This window comes from Streptomyces koelreuteriae (assembly GCF_018604545.1).
Taxonomy (GTDB): domain Bacteria; phylum Actinomycetota; class Actinomycetes; order Streptomycetales; family Streptomycetaceae; genus Streptomyces; species Streptomyces koelreuteriae.
In genome coordinates, this window is record NZ_CP075896.1 from 2,680,783 (window position 1) to 2,697,524 (window position 16,742).

Here is a 16,742-nt window from a genome sequence, read left to right on the forward strand (position 1 = left end):
CACGGGCGGCCGTCCGATGGCGGAAGCTGTCAGGTGTGACCCTCCGCGCGTTCGCCGCCGTCCCACCGCGCCCGTCGCATGTCGATCCGCGGCAGGTGGTCCTCGGCGGCCCGGCTCGCTTCCTTCAGGGGTGTGCCCTCCGCGCGGTAGTGGCCGAGCGCCCGCTGCTCGTGTCCCGGGAGCAGGCGGCCGTCCGCGCGGACGACCCGCCACCACGGAACGGCTCCCCCGTAGAGAGCCATGGCCCGGCCGACCTGCCGCGGGCCGCCCTCCTCGAGCCACTCGGCGACGTCCCCGTATGTCATGACACGGCCCGGCGGGATCAGTTCGGCGACGTCGAGGACCCGCTCGGCATACGCGGGCAGGGCTTCCCCGGGTTCCGCGGGGGCGCCGTCGTCCCCCGTGCGGGTGTCCCGCGCGCCGGCGTCCTGCGGAAGACTCTCCTCGCTCATCCGCCCCATCCTGCCGCACCCCACCGACAACGGGACGCGTGTGCCCACGGGCGTTCCCTCGCCCGGCAGGACCGCGTCGGGCAGACTGTCCGCCCCCGCATGTGCACCCTGATGCCCCCGCGTATCGGTGCGGCATGCCACCATCGTGCGGGCGGTGACCGGTGATACGAGACCAAGAAGAGACGATGAAGCAGCAGGGCGCGCATTCCGAGGACACGGGGAGCACCTCTGACGCTTCGTCGCGCCCGGGCACTCCGGGCGACCGCCCGAAGACGGACGGCGAGCACGGCCCCGAGGAGGCAGGCACGAAGGAACGGCCGGTCGCCGAGGAGCCCGACATCGCGCACATCGACGAGGTGGAGGGCGACGAACCGCTGCTCCCCGCGCGCGTGCACCGCCCGTCCGATCTGATGCGGCTCCTGGTGGGCGTGCTCGCGGTAGCGGTACTGATCGGCATCGCCGCGTTCGCGCACGGCACCACCTCGGGCCTCGAACAGGACATCAACAAGGGCACCGGGCAGGCACCCGATCTGCTCATCAAGATCGCGGGGCTGGCCTCCAGCATCGCCATCCTGCTGGTGCCGGTCGCCTTCGCCATCGAGCGGCTGATCAAGCGGGACGGCCTCAGAATCGCCGACGGCGTGCTCGCGGCGGTCCTCGCGCACGGTGTGACACTCGCCACCGATCTGTGGGTCGCCCGGGCCGCCCCCGACTCGATCCAGGAGGCGCTGACCCAGCCCTCCCCCGGGGACATCCACGCGCTGACCGACCCCGTGCACGGCTATCTGGCGCCGGTCATCGCCTATATGACAGCCGTGGGCATGTCACGCAGACCCAGGTGGCGCACGGTGCTGTGGGTCGTGCTGCTGCTCGACGCCTTCTCGATGCTCGTCACCGGGTACACGACCCCGTTCTCGATCATCCTGACCGTGCTGATCGGCTGGACCGTGGCATACGGCACGCTGTACGCGGTCGGCTCGCCCAATGTCCGTCCCACCGGGCAGACCCTGATGGCCGGTCTGCGGACCGTCGGATTCCGCCCGGTCAGCGCGTCACGCGAGGACACCTCGGACAACCCCGACACCGGCGACCGGGGCCGGCGCTACTTCGTCACGCTCGAGGACGGCCCTCCGCTGGACGTCACGGTGGTCGACCGGGAGCAGCAGGCCCAGGGGTTCTTCTACCGCGCGTGGCGCAATCTGACCCTGCGCGGCTTCGCCACCCGCAGCAGCCTCCAGTCGCTGCGCCAGGCCCTGGAGCAGGAGGCGCTGCTGGCGTACGCGGCCATCGCGGCCGGTGCCAACGCGCCCAAGCTGATCGCCACCTCCGAGCTCGGCCCCGACGCGGTCATGCTCGTCTACGAGCACAGCGGCGCACACACCCTCGACTCGCTGCCGGACGAGGAGATCACCGACAATCTGCTGCGCGACACCTGGCACCAGGTGAAGGCCCTGCAGTCCCGGCGTATCGCGCACCGCAGGCTGGTGGGCGACGCGATCCTGGTGGATCGTTCAGGCACGGTGATCCTCACCGACCTGCGCGGCGGCGAGATCGCGGCCGGCGACCTGCTGCTGCGTATGGACATCTCCCAGCTGCTGGTGACCCTCGGCCTGCGGGTGGGCGCCGAGCGTGCGGTGGCCTCGGCGGTGGGCGTGCTCGGCCCGGACGCGGTGGCGGACTGTCTGCCGATGCTCCAGCCCATCGCGCTCAGCCGCTCCACGCGCGCGACGTTGCGCAAACTGGCCAGGGAGCGGGCACAGCGCGAGCGCGAGGCGGTGCTGGAGGCGTCCCGGCTGGCCAAACAGGCGCGCCTGGAGGAGTCCTCGGACGAGGAGCCGCCGGTCCCCGAGAAGACGGACAAGAAGACCGTACGGGCGGAGCAGCGGGCCGAGAAGCGGGCCATCGACGAGGCCGTGGAGGAGGCACGCGAGGAGGACCTGCTCACGCAGATCCGCCACGAGGTGCTGCTGATCAGGCCGCAGGCACCGGTCGAGCCGGCCCGGCTGGAGCGGGTACGGCCGCGCACACTGATCAGTTTCATGGCCGGCGCGATCGGCGCGTACTTCCTGCTGACGCAGCTCACGCACATCGAGTTCGGACCGCTCATCGCGAACGCCGAGTGGGGCTGGGTCGCGGCCGCGGTGCTGTTCTCGATGTGCAGTTATCTCGCGGCGGCGATGGCGCTGCTGGGGTTCGTGCCCGAGCGGGTGCCGTTCCTGCGGACCGTGGCGGCACAGGTCGCCGGCTCGTTCGTGAAGATCGTCGCCCCGGCGGCGGTGGGCGGCGTCGCCCTGAACACGCGCTTCCTGCAGCGCGCGGGGGTGCGGCCGGGGCTCGCGGTGGCGAGTGTGGGCGCGTCGCAGTTGTTCGGGCTCGGCTGCCACATCCTGATGCTGCTGGCCTTCGGCTATCTGACCGGGACCGAGAAGACGCCGTCGCTGTCGCCGTCCCGGACGGTCATCGCCGGTCTGCTGACGGTGGCGGTGCTCGTGCTCGTGGTGACCTCGGTGCCGTTCCTGCGGAAGTTCGTCGTCACGCGCGTGCGGTCGCTGTTCGCGGGTGTCGTGCCGCGCATGCTGGACGTGTTGCAGCGGCCGCAGAAGCTGGTCACCGGCATCGGCGGCATGCTGCTGCTGACCGCCTGCTTCGTGATGTGCCTGGACGCGTCGATCCGCGCGTTCGGCGACGAGTCCACCTCGATCAGCCTCGCCAGCGTCGCCGTCGTCTTCCTCGCGGGCAACGCCCTGGGATCCGCGGCTCCGACGCCGGGCGGTGTGGGCGCGGTCGAGGCGACCCTGACGGTCGGTCTGATCGCCGTCGGCCTCCCGAAGGAGGTCGCGGCACCGGCGGTGCTGCTGTTCCGCCTGCTGACGCTATGGCTGCCCGTGCTGCCGGGCTGGCTGGCCTTCAACCACCTCACCCGCAAGCAGGCCCTCTGACGCCAGGGCCGGCCGGGCAGGGCTTTCGACCCGCCTTTCGGCACGGCTCTTGGCACAGCTCTCGGCACAGCTTTTGGCAACACCAGTCCCTCCTACCTCGTACGACACGCGTCCCGCGCGGGGGCGCCCGTGCCGCCGCAGGATGGAACCATGCCTTCGCTCCTCCGCCTGCGCGCCGTCGTCCTCACCGCCACCGCCGTGCTGTTGTCCACCGTGCTGGCGGGCTGCGGTGACGACGACACCAAGGGCGAGGACCTCACACGGCAGGAGCTGAGCTGGAAGGCCTGCCCGGCGCCGGACGAGGCCCAGGGCGGAGGCACTCCGCCCTCTCCCCTGCCGGACGACGGCGAGTGGCAGTGCGCCACCATGAAGGCCCCGCTCGACTGGGACGACCCCAAGGGCGACACGATCGGCATCGAGCTGATCCGGGTCCGCACCAGCGGCCCCGCGAGCGAACGCATCGGCTCGCTCATCTTCAACTTCGGCGGACCCGGCGGCTCGGGCGTGACCGCGCTGCCCGGCTTCGCCGAGGACTACAAGACCCTGCGCACCCGCTACGACCTGGTCAGCTTCGACCCGCGCGGAGTCGGCCGCAGCGACCCCGTGATCTGCGAGAACGACCAGCAGCTCGACGCGTACTTCCAGCAGGACGCCACGCCCGACGACTCCGCCGAGCGCACCGAGCTCCTGGACAGCACCACGGAGTTCAACGACGCCTGCGAGGAGAACTCCGAGAAGATCCTTCCGCATGTGCGCACCACCGACGCGGCCCGCGACCTCGACCTGATGCGCCAGGTCCTCGGCGACGACAAGCTGCACTACTTCGGCATCTCCTACGGCACCGAACTGGGCGGCGTCTACGCACACCTGTTCCCCAAGCGGGTCGGTCGTGCCGTGTTCGACGCCGTCGTCGATCCCACGCAGAACCCCGAGCAGGGCTCGCTCGGGCAGGCCAAGGGCTTCCAGCTCGCACTCGACAACTTCGCCGAGGACTGTGTGTCCAAGACCGAGGAGTGCCCCGTCGGCGACAGCGCGCAGGATGTGAAGGACCGTATCGCCACGCTGCTGAGGGACCTCGACCGCAAGCCGATCCCGGGCGTCTTCCCCCGCCAGCTCACCCAGACCGCGGCGACCAGCGGCATCGTGCAGGCGCTGTACTCAAAGGACTTCTGGGAGTACCTCACGGACGGCCTCGAGCAGGCGTACGACGGCGACGGCAGCATCCTGATGCTGCTCTCCGACTCGATGAACGGGCGCAGCGAGAACGGCGAGTACGACAACTCGACCGCCGCCCACACCGCCATCAGCTGCTCCGACTCCAAGCCGCGCTACGACACGGCCTATGTGGAGCAGAAGCTGCCCGAGTTCCGGGCCGCGTCCGCGCTGTTCGGTGACTATCTGGCGTGGGGCATGATCGGCTGCACCGACTGGGCCGTGGCGGGCGCCGCGAACCACCCGGACGTGAGCGCGCCGGGTTCGGCGCCGATCCTGGTCGTGGGCAACACCGGCGACCCGGCCACCCCCTACGAAGGGGCCCGGAAGATGGTGGACGCGCTGGGCAAGGGCGTCGGGGTCGAGCTGACGTACCGGGGTGAGGGGCACGGCGCCTACAACAGCAAGAACAAGTGCGTGCAGAGCGCGGTGGACGGCTATCTGCTGGACGGGAAGGTGCCGCAGGCGGGGACCGTCTGTACCTGAGACGGCACCCAAGGCTGCACGTGAGACTGCACCTGAGGAAGGCCACACCCAGCAAAGCCGCAGGTCAGAAGGTTATCCACAGGCGGACACGGCCGACGCGGGATCTGCCTACCATGGCCTGACCGCCATCCGCAGCACGGTGCGGACGGCCTGCGAGGGGGGACTGGGCGCATGTCGCGCTTCGTACGGTGGACCGCTGTGGCGGTCGCCTCGGCACTGCTCGCGGCGGGCTGCGGCGGCGGCTCGTCCGACGACGACAAGGGCGGCGGCGGGCTCTCCTGGGGCCGCTGCAAGGCCACCGCCGACGCCCCCGCGCCGGGCAACGACTGGCAGTGCGCCACGTTGAAGGTGCCGCTGGACTGGTCGAAGCCGGACGGCGAGACGATAGGACTCGCGCTGATCCGCGCCAAGGCACGCGGCGACGACCGCGTCGGCTCGCTCCTGTTCAACTTCGGCGGCCCCGGCGCCTCGGGCCTGTCCATGATGCCGTCGTACGCCCCGACGGTCTCCCGGCTCCGTGAGCGGTACGACCTGGTGAGCTGGGACCCGCGCGGGGTGGGCGCCAGCGAGGGGGTGCGCTGCCGCGGCGACAAGGAGATCCAGGCCGCCGAGTCGGTGGACGTCACCCCCGACACACCGGCCGAGGAGAAGGCGTACTTCCAGGACGCCGCCGACTTCGGCGAGGGCTGCCAGAAGGACGCCGGGAAGCTCATGGCGCATGTCTCGACCGCCGACTCGGCCCGCGACATGGACCGCATCCGGGACGTCCTCGGCGACGACAGGATGCACTACTTCGGCATCTCCTACGGCACCGAACTGGGCGGCACCTATGCCCACTTGTTCCCGAGGAGGGTGGGGCGGATGACGCTGGACGCGGTCGTCGACCCCGACGCCGACACCGTGGGCCACGCCCAGAACCAGGCCAGGGGCTTCCAGCGGGCGCTGAACGGCTATCTCGAGTCCACGGGCCAGGACCCCGAGGAGGGCACGCGGAAGATCGCGGCCCTGCTGCGACGGATCGACGCCCGGCCCCTGCCGACGGCCACCCCCGGGCGGAAGCTGACCGAGACGCTCGCTGTCACCGGCCTCACCCTGCCGCTGTACAACAAGGAGAGCTGGCCGACCCTGACCAGCGCCCTCGACGCGGCCGAGCGGGGTGACGGCTCGGAGCTGCTCACCCTCGCCGACGGCTACAACGACCGCGCCCCTTCGGGCCACTACGGCACGACCACCCACTCGCAACGGGTCATATCGTGCCTGGACGACAGGCAGCGGCCGACCGCGGCCCGGACGAAGGAGCTGCTGCCGGAGTTCGAGAAGATCTCCCCGGTCTTCGGCCCCTTCCTGGGCTGGGACACGGCCGGCTGGTGCCACGACTGGCCGGTGCCCGGACAGCACGACACCCCGGAGGTCAGCGCCCCCGAGGCGGCACCGATCCTGGTGGTCGGCAACACCGGCGACCCGGCCACCCCCTACGAGGGCGCCCGGAAGATGTCCGGCGAGCTGGGCAAGGGCGTCGGCGTGCTGCTCACCTGGCGGGGCCAGGGCCATGGCGCGTACGGCAGCGGCAGCGACTGCGTGGACTCCACCGTGAATTCGTATCTGCTGAACGGCTCGATCCCGAAGGACGGCAAGGTCTGCTCATGACGACGGCGGGGGCTTCGCGCACTCGTGGTGCCCGAAGCCCCCGCCGGTCGGGAAGGGTGGCCGGATACGGCTCAGTACACCGGCTTGTCCGGCTCGATCTGGTTGACCCAGCCGATCACGCCGCCGCCGACGTGGACCGCGTCCGAGAAGCCCGCGGACTTCAGGACCGCGAGGACTTCCGCACTGCGGACACCCGTCTTGCAGTGCAGGACGATCTTCTTGTCCTGGGGGAGGCTCTCCAGGGCGGTGCCCATGAGGAACTCGTTCTTCGGGATCAGCCGGGCGCCCGGGATGGAGACGATCTCGTACTCGTTCGGCTCGCGGACGTCGATGATGTCGATGCCTTCGCCGTCGTCGATCCACTCCTTGAGCTGCTTGGGAGTGATCGTGGAGTCGGCCGCCGCCGCCTGGGCCTCTTCGGAGACGACGCCGCAGAAGGCCTCGTAGTCGATGAGCTCGGTGACGGTCGGGTTCTCGCCGCAGACCGCGCAGTCGGGATCCTTGCGGACCTTGACCTGGCGGTACTGCATCTCCAGGGCGTCGTAGATCATCAGTCGGCCGACCAGCGGGTCGCCGATGCCGGCGAGCAGCTTGATGGCCTCGTTGACCTGGATGGAGCCGATGGACGCGCACAGCACGCCCAGGACACCGCCCTCGGCGCAGGAGGGGACCATGCCGGGGGGCGGGGGCTCCGGGTAGAGGCAGCGGTAGCAGGGGCCGTGCTCGGACCAGAAGACGGAGGCCTGGCCGTCGAAGCGGTAGATCGAGCCCCAGACGTACGGCTTGTTCAGCAGCACGCAGGCGTCGTTGACCAGGTAGCGGGTCGCGAAGTTGTCCGTGCCGTCGACGATCAGGTCGTACTGACTGAAGATGTCCATCACGTTGTCGGCCTCGAGCCGCTCCTCGTGAAGGATCACGTTCACGTACGGGTTGATGCCGAGGACGGAGTCACGGGCGGACTCGGCCTTGGGGCGGCCGATGTCGGACTGGCTGTGGATGATCTGGCGCTGCAGATTCGACTCGTCGACCTCGTCGAACTCCACGATGCCGAGGGTGCCGACGCCCGCGGCGGCCAGGTACATCAGCGCCGGCGAGCCCAGGCCGCCGGCGCCCACGCACAGCACCTTGGCGTTCTTCAGCCGCTTCTGCCCGTCCATCCCGACGTCGGGGATGATCAGGTGGCGGGAGTACCTGCGGACCTCGTCTACGGTGAGCTCGGAAGCCGGCTCGACCAGGGGTGGCAGCGACACGGGGGCTCCGTTGGTCGGTCAATCACTACGGTTGTTCTCCCCGTAACAGTGCCATGCGCTTTTTCATTCCGAGACACCTGTTCCGACACGCGAGACGATTTCGTCCCAGTAGCCGGGCATGGCCTCCCAGGGATCGGCGTCTCCGCCGCGGTCGGTACGGTCCGTGCGGTCGGTGAAGTAGATCGTCGCGGCGCCCTGCCAGCGCGCGATGCCCAGCGCCTCCCCCAGATGGGGGCGGGGCACTCCGTGGACGAAGTGACAGAAGCGCTCCGGCGAGTGGTCCGCGGTCCACTCGGCCACCTGCGACCAGCGGTAGTCGCTCCACGGTCCGGAGAAGGTGACGAGCTGGTCGGCGAGTTCGACGTACCCCGGGTGCGGGTGGATGCCGTGGCCGAGGACGATGTGGGCCGCGTCACGGATCACACGGAGGGTGGCCACCGTGCGGCGCACCTCGGGCAGCCCGGCGTGGTCCGCCGGGCAGCGCTCCAGGAGGAAGCCGTCGACCTGGTACCAGTCGACGAACCGGTGGGCGTCCGAGATCAGCTCTCCGAAGTTCCGGGTGCCGTACCGGGTGTCGAGGTGGCCGAGGACCCGGATGCCCGCGTTGCGCAGGCGGCCGGCCGCCTCCAGGCAGTGCGGGTCGGGGCGGGTGCCGGGGCCGTCGGCCACGTTGAGGACAACCCAGTGCAGCGGGGTGCCGGGGCGGGTGAGCTCACCCCATTCGGTGGGTGCGAGGAGGGGGTGGGCGTAGCCGGGGACGCCGACGCCGGGGCGGAGTTCCGTGCCGGAGGTGCGCGGCTGTGGGCTGGTCAGATGCGGCATGCCGCCTCCATCCAGATGTCCGCGAGGGACTCCTCGAGGCCGATCCGGGGGCGCCAGCCGAGCCGGTCGCGGGCGGTGCGCACATCGGCCTGCTGCCAGCTGCCGCAGCCGTCGGGGTACGGGTACGCGACCTGGGGGGCGTGGTCCGAGTCCGGGCGGGGATGGCCGATGGCCGGGCGCAGGGCGCCGGGAGGGCCGTCGAGTTCATGGAGGGCGCCGCCGTATCCGGCCACGCGGGCGAGGACCGCGGCGGCGTCGCGCAGGCGCACGGCGCGGCCGGAGCCGATGTTGATGACGCCCTGCGCGGCGGAGAGCGAGGCGGCGTGGACGGCGCGGGCGACATCGCGGACGTCGACGAAGTCGCGCTGCGCGCCCAGGCCGCCGAGCTTCAGCTCGCCGTCGCCGGACTGCATGGCGCGACGCATGGCCTCGGCGAGACGCCCGAGCGGGGAGCCCGCGGGGGTGCCGGGTCCGGCCGGCGAGAAGACGCGCAGGACGACGGCGTCCAGGCCGGAGCCGAGGACCAGTTCGGTGGCGGCGAGTTTGCTGACGCCGTACGGGCCGCCGGGCCGGGGGACGGCGTCCTCGGCCGTGGAGGAGCCGGGCTGGCTGGGGCCGTACTCCGCGCTGCACCCGATCTGCACCAGACGGGCGCCGCAGCCGCTGCGGCGCAGGGCCTCGCAGACGGTGGCGACGGCGACGGTGTTGTGGCGGGTGAGTTCGCGGGCACCGCCCCTGGTGGCGCCGGCGCAGTTGACGACAACGCCCGGGTGGACCGCGTCGAGGAAGCGCGTGAGGGCGCCGGGGCTGCCGGAGGCGAGATCGAAGCGGACGTCGGCGTCGTCGCCGCGGCCGAGGGCGGTGAGCTGCACGGCGGGGTCGGCGAGCAGGCGGTCGGCGACGAAGCGCCCGATGTAGCCGTTGGCTCCGATCAGCAGGACTCTCATCGCGCGGCTCCTGGGGCGGCTGGGACTCCTGGGTGGGTGGTCATCGGGTTCTCCTTGGTGCGGGGCGGACGGGGTGGTGCGGGTGCCTCCGGCGGTGGGCCGGTGTCTGCGGCTACAGGTGACGGGGCTTCGGCCGGGGGGCTCGGGAGTCGCTCTCCGACGGTCCTGGCTCCCCCGGCGGTCACCGGGAGGGGACCGGGGGTGCGTGGGCCGAGGCCCTGGTCAGCCTGCGCGTCGCGTGGACGAGGAGGGTCAGGGCCGCCGCGCCGCAGGCGAGGGTGGGGACGCTGCCGGCGCCCCAGAGGGTGACGAGGGTCTCCACGGGGGTGCCCAGGAAGCCGAGTCCGGGGAGGCGGGCGATGAAGACCGTGGCGAGGGCGGCGGCCTGGACCGTTGCCGTCGCGGCGAGCACTGCGGCCGGGGCGTAGGGGAAGCAGTGGGTGGTGAGGAGGCGGGCGATGAAGAGGAGGGCGCCCAGGGCGAGGACCTCCGCGTGGTCCGCGGGCTCGTCGAGGACTGCCGCGCAGAGGGCGAGCAGGCCCGCCAAGGCGCCCAGGAAGAGGGCGACGGTGCCGAGCAGCAGCGGGCGTACGGCGGCGGCGAAGTCCTCGAGGCCACGGCTGGCGGCGAGCCTGCGGCGGCCCCGCGCGGTGAAGAGGTGGGCGGTCCAGGCCGCGGGCGCGCACGCCAGGGCGAGGGCCAGGACGGGGGCGACGGCGAGGGGCCAGGAGCCGCCGGCCGCGCCGGTGGGCGGACCGTCGGGGCCGCCGGTGACGGCGCTGTGGAGCAGGCCGTCGCCCAGGACGGAGTAGGCGACGAGCCAGGAGATCCACAGGGCGCTGCCGCGGGGGCCGGTGTGGTCGGTCCGGCTCAGCGGGCCGCGGCGGAGTGCGGCGCGGAGGGCCAGGCCCACGGCGAGGATGCCCGCTGCCACGGCGATCAGGCGCGTCCGTCCGTGGGTGAGGTGCGCGGCGTTCACGGCGGCGGCGCACAGCGCGCCCGGCAGGAGCGTCAGGAGGACCCAGTCGGCACGCGCCCGGGGGGCCGTGGGCGCCGGCGACGCGGGGGCGTCCCCGTCCCGGGTGACTCGGGCGTACATCTCCTCGGCGAGGGAGAAGACGTCCCGGTGGCGGAAGCGGGCCGCGGTGCGCTCGGTGATGCCGTGCGCTTCGAGTCCCGCGGCGATCTCGAGGGGGTCCACCGCCCGTTCGCAGAGTTCCCGGTGACGGTGCATCAGCGCCTTCACCGGGTCGGCACCCCGACGCGCGGAGGGCGGCTTGCGATCGGCGGCCTGCCCCTGCGCCACGGATGCCTCGCGGCCGTCGGCCGGCTCGCGCTTCCCGGGCGACTCACGGTCGGCAGCCGGTTCCGGTGCCGGTGAGGCCGTGGCCGCCGGCCCGAGCGCCCTCTCCGAGGGGGCATCCGACGCTCCCGTACCGGCAGAGGTGCCGGGTCCGGCCGGGGTTCCAGGACGGTCCAGTTCGCCCAAGTCGTTCATCGTGCTCTCTCCGGGGCGGGGACGGCGGTGGTGGCTCGTACGGGGCTGCCTCCGGCCCAGCCGGGGACGCCGCGGGCGGCGAGGCCGGGGGTCGGGCCGGCCCAGCTGACCGGGACACGGGCCTCGGCGGGCACCGCGAAGGGCAGCGGCTCACCCGCAGCGTCTAGGACGACACGGCGGACGGGAGCGCGCGAGACGATCTCCAGGTAAATGCTGTGAAACGCCTCGATGTTCTGCTCGACCGTGAACAGTTCGAGAGCACGGGCCCGGGCGGCTGCGCCCAAGCGCTCACGGCGCTCCGGGTCGCGCAGCAACGCGACGCACGCCTCGGCGAGCGCTCGTGGGTTGCGCGGGGGCACGACCAAGCCGGTGCCGCCGATGACCTCCACGACCGCGCCGACGTCCGTCGACACCGTGGCGCGTCCGCAGAGCATGGCCTCGACCAGGCCGGTCGGGAAGCCCTCGACGACGCTGGACAGGACGGTCACGGCGCCCGAGGCGTAGGCGTCGGCGAGGGCCGGGAGTTCCGGCTCTCCGACCTCCTCGAAGGACACCGGGTTGTGGCCGGCGGTGTGCGGGCCCTCGGCCTCGTCGGGGAAGAGATGGGCGGCCAGCGCCCTGCAGTGGGCGAGATAGGCCGCGCCCTCGGTCCCGGCGGGGGCTCCGACGATGCGCAGGCGCGTCCGCGGCTGCTGCTTGCGGACCTCGGCGAAGGCGTGCAGCAGCGAGACCAGGTCCTTGGCGGGTTCGACGCGGCCGACCCAGACGAGCGCGTCCGGGTCGGCGCACTCCGCGGACTCGCCCACCTCGGCGAAGGGCCGGGCGTCCATGCCGGGGTAGATCGTGCGGAGCTTCTCGCGGCCGGCACCGCAGCGCTCCTGCCAGCGGCGGGCGTGCGTGTTGCCGGCGGTGACGACCTCGGCCTGCCCGTAGACCTCGGCGGCGAGTCCGCCGTGGAAGGCCGCCAGCAGGGACCGAACGGCGGGCGGGGCGTCGGGGGCGGTGAGGTAGTGCGTCCGCAGGCGCACGCCGTACTCGGTCACCAGCAGGGGGACGCCGGTGAAGTGGCGGGCCAGCAGGCCCGGCAGGGCGGCCGGGCCGCCGGACGCGGCGTGGCAGAGGTCGACCGCGCCGAGTCCGTCGTCCTCGTACCAGTCGAGGGAGAGGGGGCGCAGCGCCCGTTCGAGGTGTGCGGCCACGGCGAGCAGGTCCGGGACCCGGGCCTCACGCGCGGCGCGGTGGGCGCCCGGCGCACGACAGGCGCGTTCCAGCGCGCGTACGGCGGCCTCGGAGCGGAGAGCACTGGCCAGCCCGCCCTCCTCACGGGCGAGTTCGGCAAGCCCGTACAGAGCGTTGGCGAAACGGTCCGCCTCGGGGGTCGAGGCCCCCTCGGACGTCGCCCCGCACGGCTCGGACGCCGCCCCGCAGAGCACGGCGGCCAGTTCCCCGAAGCACTCGGTGAACCGCCGGCGCGCACGGCGCCCCAGGACCACCCCGTCGTCCTCGGTCATCCACAGCGGCGCGGTCCGTACCCTGCGGACGTTCGGCGAGAGCGGGGTCCAGCCCTCGTCCTCCTGGTGTTCACTGCGGCTGAGCGCGTAGACGTCGAACTCGTGCTGTGCGAGCCCGCGCACCAGCCGGTCGCACCAGAGCCTGGCGTCACCGCTCACATACGGATAGCCACCTTCCGTGAGCAGTCCGATGCGCATGTGTCCACCCCCGATCTCCCGTATGGGGAGCCGCCGTTGCCCGGCGGCTCGCAGCGGGACGAACGTATGCGGTCAGGGCGGTGGTACGACGGACGGTTGTCCGTCGCACCACCAAAAGGGGTGAACGGTCGTAACTTTCCCGTGCGGGTCGCGTTCCGTCGCGCTAGGAGATCAAGTGGACACGGATCGTCATGCCGCGGCCAACTCCCGTCGCTCCGCCCGGCGTCGCGCGGCGGCCTCCGGGTCGAGCGCCGGTACGGCGGCGAGCAGCTGCCTGGTGTACGGCTCGCGCGGCGCCCCGTACACGTCGGCGACGGGTCCTTCCTCGACGACGACGCCCTCGCGCATCACCGCGACCCGGTCGCTGACCTGGCGGACGACGGCCAGGTCGTGCGCGATGAAGACCAGCGCGAGCCCGAGTTCGCGCTGCAACTCCCCCAGCAGGTCGACCACGTGCGCCTGGGTGGTGACGTCGAGGGCCGAGACCGGCTCGTCGCAGACGATGACGCGCGGGTCCGCCGCGAGCGCCCGCGCGATCCCGATGCGCTGGCGCTGGCCGCCGCTGAACTCGTGCGGGTAGCGGTCGTGATGCGCCGCTTCGAGCCCCACGCGCTCCAGCAGTTCTGCCACGCGCTCCCGAATGCGCCCCTCGGACTCGCCGCGCGCGCGGAGCGGATCGGCGATGGACTCGCCCACGCTGCGGCGGGGGTTGAGGGAGGAGACGGGGTCCTGGAAGACCATCTGCACGGCCGGGTTCACCCCGGTGTGCGCGCGGCCCTCGAACCGCAGTGATCCGGTCGTCGGCTCCAGCAGCCCGACGAGCATCCGCCCCAGGGTCGTCTTCCCGCTGCCGCTCTCGCCCACGATGCCGAGCGTCTCACCGCGCCGCAAGGTCAGCGACACCTCGTCCACGGCCGTGAACGCCCGCTTCCCGCGCCCGAACACGCGCGTGAGGCCGGTCGCCTCCAGCACGATCTCCTCGGGCTCCGACGAGTCCTTCCGGGGCGCGTCCAGCCGGGGCACCGCGGCCAGCAGTTCCCGGGTGTACGGCTGGGCCGGCGCGCCCAGCACACCCGAGACCGGCCCGTGCTCGACCGCCCGCCCGTGCCGCATCACCAGCACCTCGTCGACGCTCTCGGCGGCGACGCCCACGTCGTGGGTGACGAGCAGCAGGCCCATGCCGGTCTCCTCGCGGAGCGTGTGCAGCAGGTCGAGGACCTGGGCCTGGACGGTGACGTCGAGGGCCGTCGTCGGCTCGTCGGCGATCAGCAGGCGGGGCTCGCACGCGAGCGCCATGGCGATCAGGGCGCGCTGGCGCATGCCGCCGCTGAACTCGTGCGGCCGGGAACGCGAGCGCCGGGCCGCGTCCGGAATCCCCACCCGGTCCAGGACCTCGACGGCACGCGCGCGTGCCGCCCGCCGGGACACGCGCGCGTGGGCGCGGTACACCTCGGCGATCTGGTCGCCGATCGCGTAGTACGGGTCGAGGGAGGACAGCGGATCCTGGAACACCATCGCCGCCTGCCCGCCGCGCAGCCGCCGCAGATCCCCGTCGGAGGCCCGCTGCACGTCGGTGCCGGCCACCTCGACCGAGCCCTGGACCCGCGCTCCCGTGCCACGGTGCAGGCCGAGCAGGGCGGACGCCACGGTCGACTTGCCGGAGCCGGACTCGCCGACCAGGGCCAGGGCGGCGCCCTGTTCGAGGCGGAAGGAGAGTCCGTCGACGGCACGCGACTCGCCGAAGTCCACGCTCAGGTCGGTCACGTCGACCAGGCTCATGTCAGCACCACCCGTCGGTCGGCCACCGCGTACAGCACGTCGGCGACGGCGCCTGCGAGGACCACGAAGAAACCGGTCACCAGGACCATGCCGACGACCACCGGCAGGTCGACGACCTTCACCGCCCCCACCAGCGCCTGGCCGATGCCGGGCAGCCCGAAGAGCGTCTCGGTGAGCACGGCACCGCCGAAGAGCACCCCGAGGTTGTTGGCGTTCACGGCGATGAGCGGTGCCACCGCGCCGCGCAGCGCGTGCCGCCCGATGATGGACCGCTCCCCGATGCCGTACGCGCGGAAGGTCCGCACATGGTCCTCGGCGAGGGTCTCCAGCATCGCGGCCCGGGTCAGCCGGGCGTAGGTGGCCGACTCGATCAGCGCGAGCGACAGCCAGGGCAGCAGCAGGTTCCAGGCCCACTGCTCGGGGTCGTCGGTGAAGGCGACGTACTGCGGGAACGGCAGCAGTTGAAGCTGTCCGCAGACGACGATCATCAGGATCAGTCCGATGACGAAGACGGGCGTGGCCGTGCCGACCAGCGTCAGGCCGGTCAGCAGCCGTTCGGTGAGCCGGCCCCGCCGCCACACCGACAGCACGCCCGTGCCGATGCCGATGATCAGCCACAGCACCATGGCGCCGAGCGCGAGCGAGCCGGTGACCGGCAGCTTCGCCAGGATCAGGTCGGTGACCGGCTGGTCGCTCTGGTACGACAGGCCGAGGCAGGGCGCCGGGCAGTGCTGCACGGACGTACCGGTGGAGAAGTCCTGGCCGGCGACGAGGCCCGACAGGAAGTGCCAGTACCGCACGTACAACGGGTCGTCGAGCCTGAGCTGCTGAGCGACCTGGTGGACCTGTTCCGGTGAGCAGCGCGGGCCGCAGGTGATCTGGGCGACGTTGCCGGGCGTGGCGTAGAAGACGACGTAGATGATCACGGAGAGGGCGAAGAGGGTGACCAGGGCGCCGAGGACGCGGCGCAGTACGAATCCGCCGAAGCCGCTCATGCCGCACCCCCTTCGGCCGCCTTCGCCTCCCGCTTCCGTCCCGTGCCGATGCGCAGCCGTGAGGCCGCGCGCGGGTCGAGGGCGGTGCGCACTCCGTCGCCGAGGACGGTCAGGGACAGCACGGTCACGAACAGCGCGCCCGCGGGCAGCAGCAGGTACTGCGGGGCCGCCTGGTACCAGACGTCGGCCGCGGTGAGCATCTGTCCCCAGGACGGCGTCGGCGGCTTCACGCCCACGCCGAGGAAGGACAGCGCCGCCTCGACGGTGATGTTCGTCGGGATGAGCAGCGCCGAGTACGTGATGACGGGGGCCGCGAGGCCGGGCAGCAGTTCGCGGCGTGCGATCCGGGCGGTGCCCCAGCCGCTGAGCCGTGCCGCGGAGACGTAGTCGAGCTGCTTGAGGGTGAGCGTCTGCGCGCGCACCATCTTGGCCAGCGTGCCCCAGCCGGAGACCAGCCCCACGACGAGGGCGACCAGGACGGGACGCGGGAAGCTCGTCGGCACGATGGCGAGCAGGGCCAGCGCGATGACCATCAGGGGCATGGAGACGAAGATGTCGGCGATCCGGGTGACGGCGAGGTCCACCCAGCGGTTGCCGAGTCCCGCGACGACGCCCAGCACGACGCCGAGCAGCACCTGCACCACCGTGGCGGCCAGCGCCACGCCCAGCGAGACCCGCGCGCCGTATGTCAGCCGGGCGAACAGATCGCGTCCGGTCTGCGGTTCGACGCCGAGCCAGTGCTCGGCGCTCATCCCTCCGAACGACCCGATGGGCACGCCTCCGCGCGCGGAGTCGATGAGCGAGGGGTGGTAGGTGGTCGGGTCCTGCCCCTCGATCGCGGTGAGCAGGGGTGCGGCCACCGCGATCAGGACGAGCAGCGCGACGACGACCGCCGCGACGAGGGCGGCGCGCTGCGTGCGCAGCCGCCGCCAGAACTGACGGGCCCCCGAGGCTCCCGGAGCGGGCGCTCCGGGAGCCTCGACGGCGAGAACTGCCTCACTCACGG

The 16,742-nt window shown here is 72.4% G+C and carries 12 protein-coding genes; 3 read left to right on the forward strand and 9 right to left on the reverse strand.

The window, feature by feature from the left end:
* Window positions 1-29 precede the first annotated feature (29 nt).
* Window positions 30-452, reverse strand: coding sequence for an MGMT family protein (locus KJK29_RS11695; RefSeq protein WP_251057763.1), 423 nt, complete (start codon window positions 450-452; stop codon window positions 30-32).
* Between the two features lie 185 nt (window positions 453-637).
* On the opposite strand from KJK29_RS11695, the gene KJK29_RS11700 reads away from it, so the two are divergent.
* The 3 genes from KJK29_RS11700 (at window position 638) to KJK29_RS11710 (ending at window position 6,736) form a co-directional block, all read left to right on the forward strand.
* Window positions 638-3,391, forward strand: a complete 2,754-nt coding sequence (locus tag KJK29_RS11700) for a lysylphosphatidylglycerol synthase domain-containing protein (RefSeq protein ID WP_215118646.1) — start codon at window positions 638-640, stop codon at window positions 3,389-3,391.
* Window positions 3,392-3,541: 150 nt separating this feature from the next.
* The gene (locus KJK29_RS11705) at window positions 3,542-5,089 is read left to right on the forward strand and encodes an alpha/beta hydrolase (RefSeq protein ID WP_215118647.1); all 1,548 of its coding nucleotides are present in this window, start codon (window positions 3,542-3,544) and stop codon (window positions 5,087-5,089) included.
* A 171-nt stretch (window positions 5,090-5,260) separates the two neighbouring features.
* A complete protein-coding gene (locus KJK29_RS11710; protein WP_215118648.1) occupies window positions 5,261-6,736 on the forward strand; it encodes an alpha/beta hydrolase in 1,476 nt (491 codons plus the stop codon).
* 71 nt (window positions 6,737-6,807) lie between these two features.
* Here KJK29_RS11710 and moeZ read toward each other — a convergent pair whose 3' ends face one another.
* The 8 genes from moeZ to KJK29_RS11750 form a co-directional block, all read right to left on the reverse strand.
* The gene (gene moeZ / locus KJK29_RS11715; protein WP_215118649.1) at window positions 6,808-7,986 is read right to left on the reverse strand and encodes an adenylyltransferase/sulfurtransferase MoeZ; all 1,179 of its coding nucleotides are present in this window, start codon (window positions 7,984-7,986) and stop codon (window positions 6,808-6,810) included.
* 63 nt (window positions 7,987-8,049) lie between these two features.
* Window positions 8,050-8,808 (reverse strand): spherulation-specific family 4 protein, encoded by a 759-nt coding sequence (locus tag KJK29_RS11720; protein WP_215118650.1) that lies wholly within the window; start codon window positions 8,806-8,808, stop codon window positions 8,050-8,052.
* The gene (locus tag KJK29_RS11725; protein ID WP_215118651.1) at window positions 8,796-9,755 is read right to left on the reverse strand and encodes an NAD-dependent epimerase/dehydratase family protein; all 960 of its coding nucleotides are present in this window, start codon (window positions 9,753-9,755) and stop codon (window positions 8,796-8,798) included. The genes KJK29_RS11720 and KJK29_RS11725 overlap by 13 nt, the downstream gene beginning before the upstream one ends.
* Before the next feature lie 181 nt (window positions 9,756-9,936).
* Complete coding sequence (locus KJK29_RS11730; RefSeq protein ID WP_215118652.1) at window positions 9,937-11,253, reverse strand: hypothetical protein; 1,317 nt, start codon at window positions 11,251-11,253, stop codon at window positions 9,937-9,939.
* Window positions 11,250-12,962 (reverse strand): DUF3492 domain-containing protein, encoded by a 1,713-nt coding sequence (locus KJK29_RS11735; protein WP_215118653.1) that lies wholly within the window; start codon window positions 12,960-12,962, stop codon window positions 11,250-11,252. The genes KJK29_RS11730 and KJK29_RS11735 overlap by 4 nt, the downstream gene beginning before the upstream one ends.
* A gap of 189 nt (window positions 12,963-13,151) precedes the next feature.
* Window positions 13,152-14,741, reverse strand: a complete 1,590-nt coding sequence (locus KJK29_RS11740) for a dipeptide ABC transporter ATP-binding protein (protein WP_215118654.1) — start codon at window positions 14,739-14,741, stop codon at window positions 13,152-13,154.
* The gene (locus KJK29_RS11745) at window positions 14,738-15,736 is read right to left on the reverse strand and encodes an ABC transporter permease (protein ID WP_215118655.1); all 999 of its coding nucleotides are present in this window, start codon (window positions 15,734-15,736) and stop codon (window positions 14,738-14,740) included. Before KJK29_RS11745 ends, KJK29_RS11740 begins: the two co-directional genes overlap by 4 nt.
* Window positions 15,733-16,740, reverse strand: coding sequence for an ABC transporter permease (locus KJK29_RS11750; RefSeq protein ID WP_215118656.1), 1,008 nt, complete (start codon window positions 16,738-16,740; stop codon window positions 15,733-15,735). The genes KJK29_RS11745 and KJK29_RS11750 overlap by 4 nt, the downstream gene beginning before the upstream one ends.
* Window positions 16,741-16,742 lie beyond the last annotated feature (2 nt).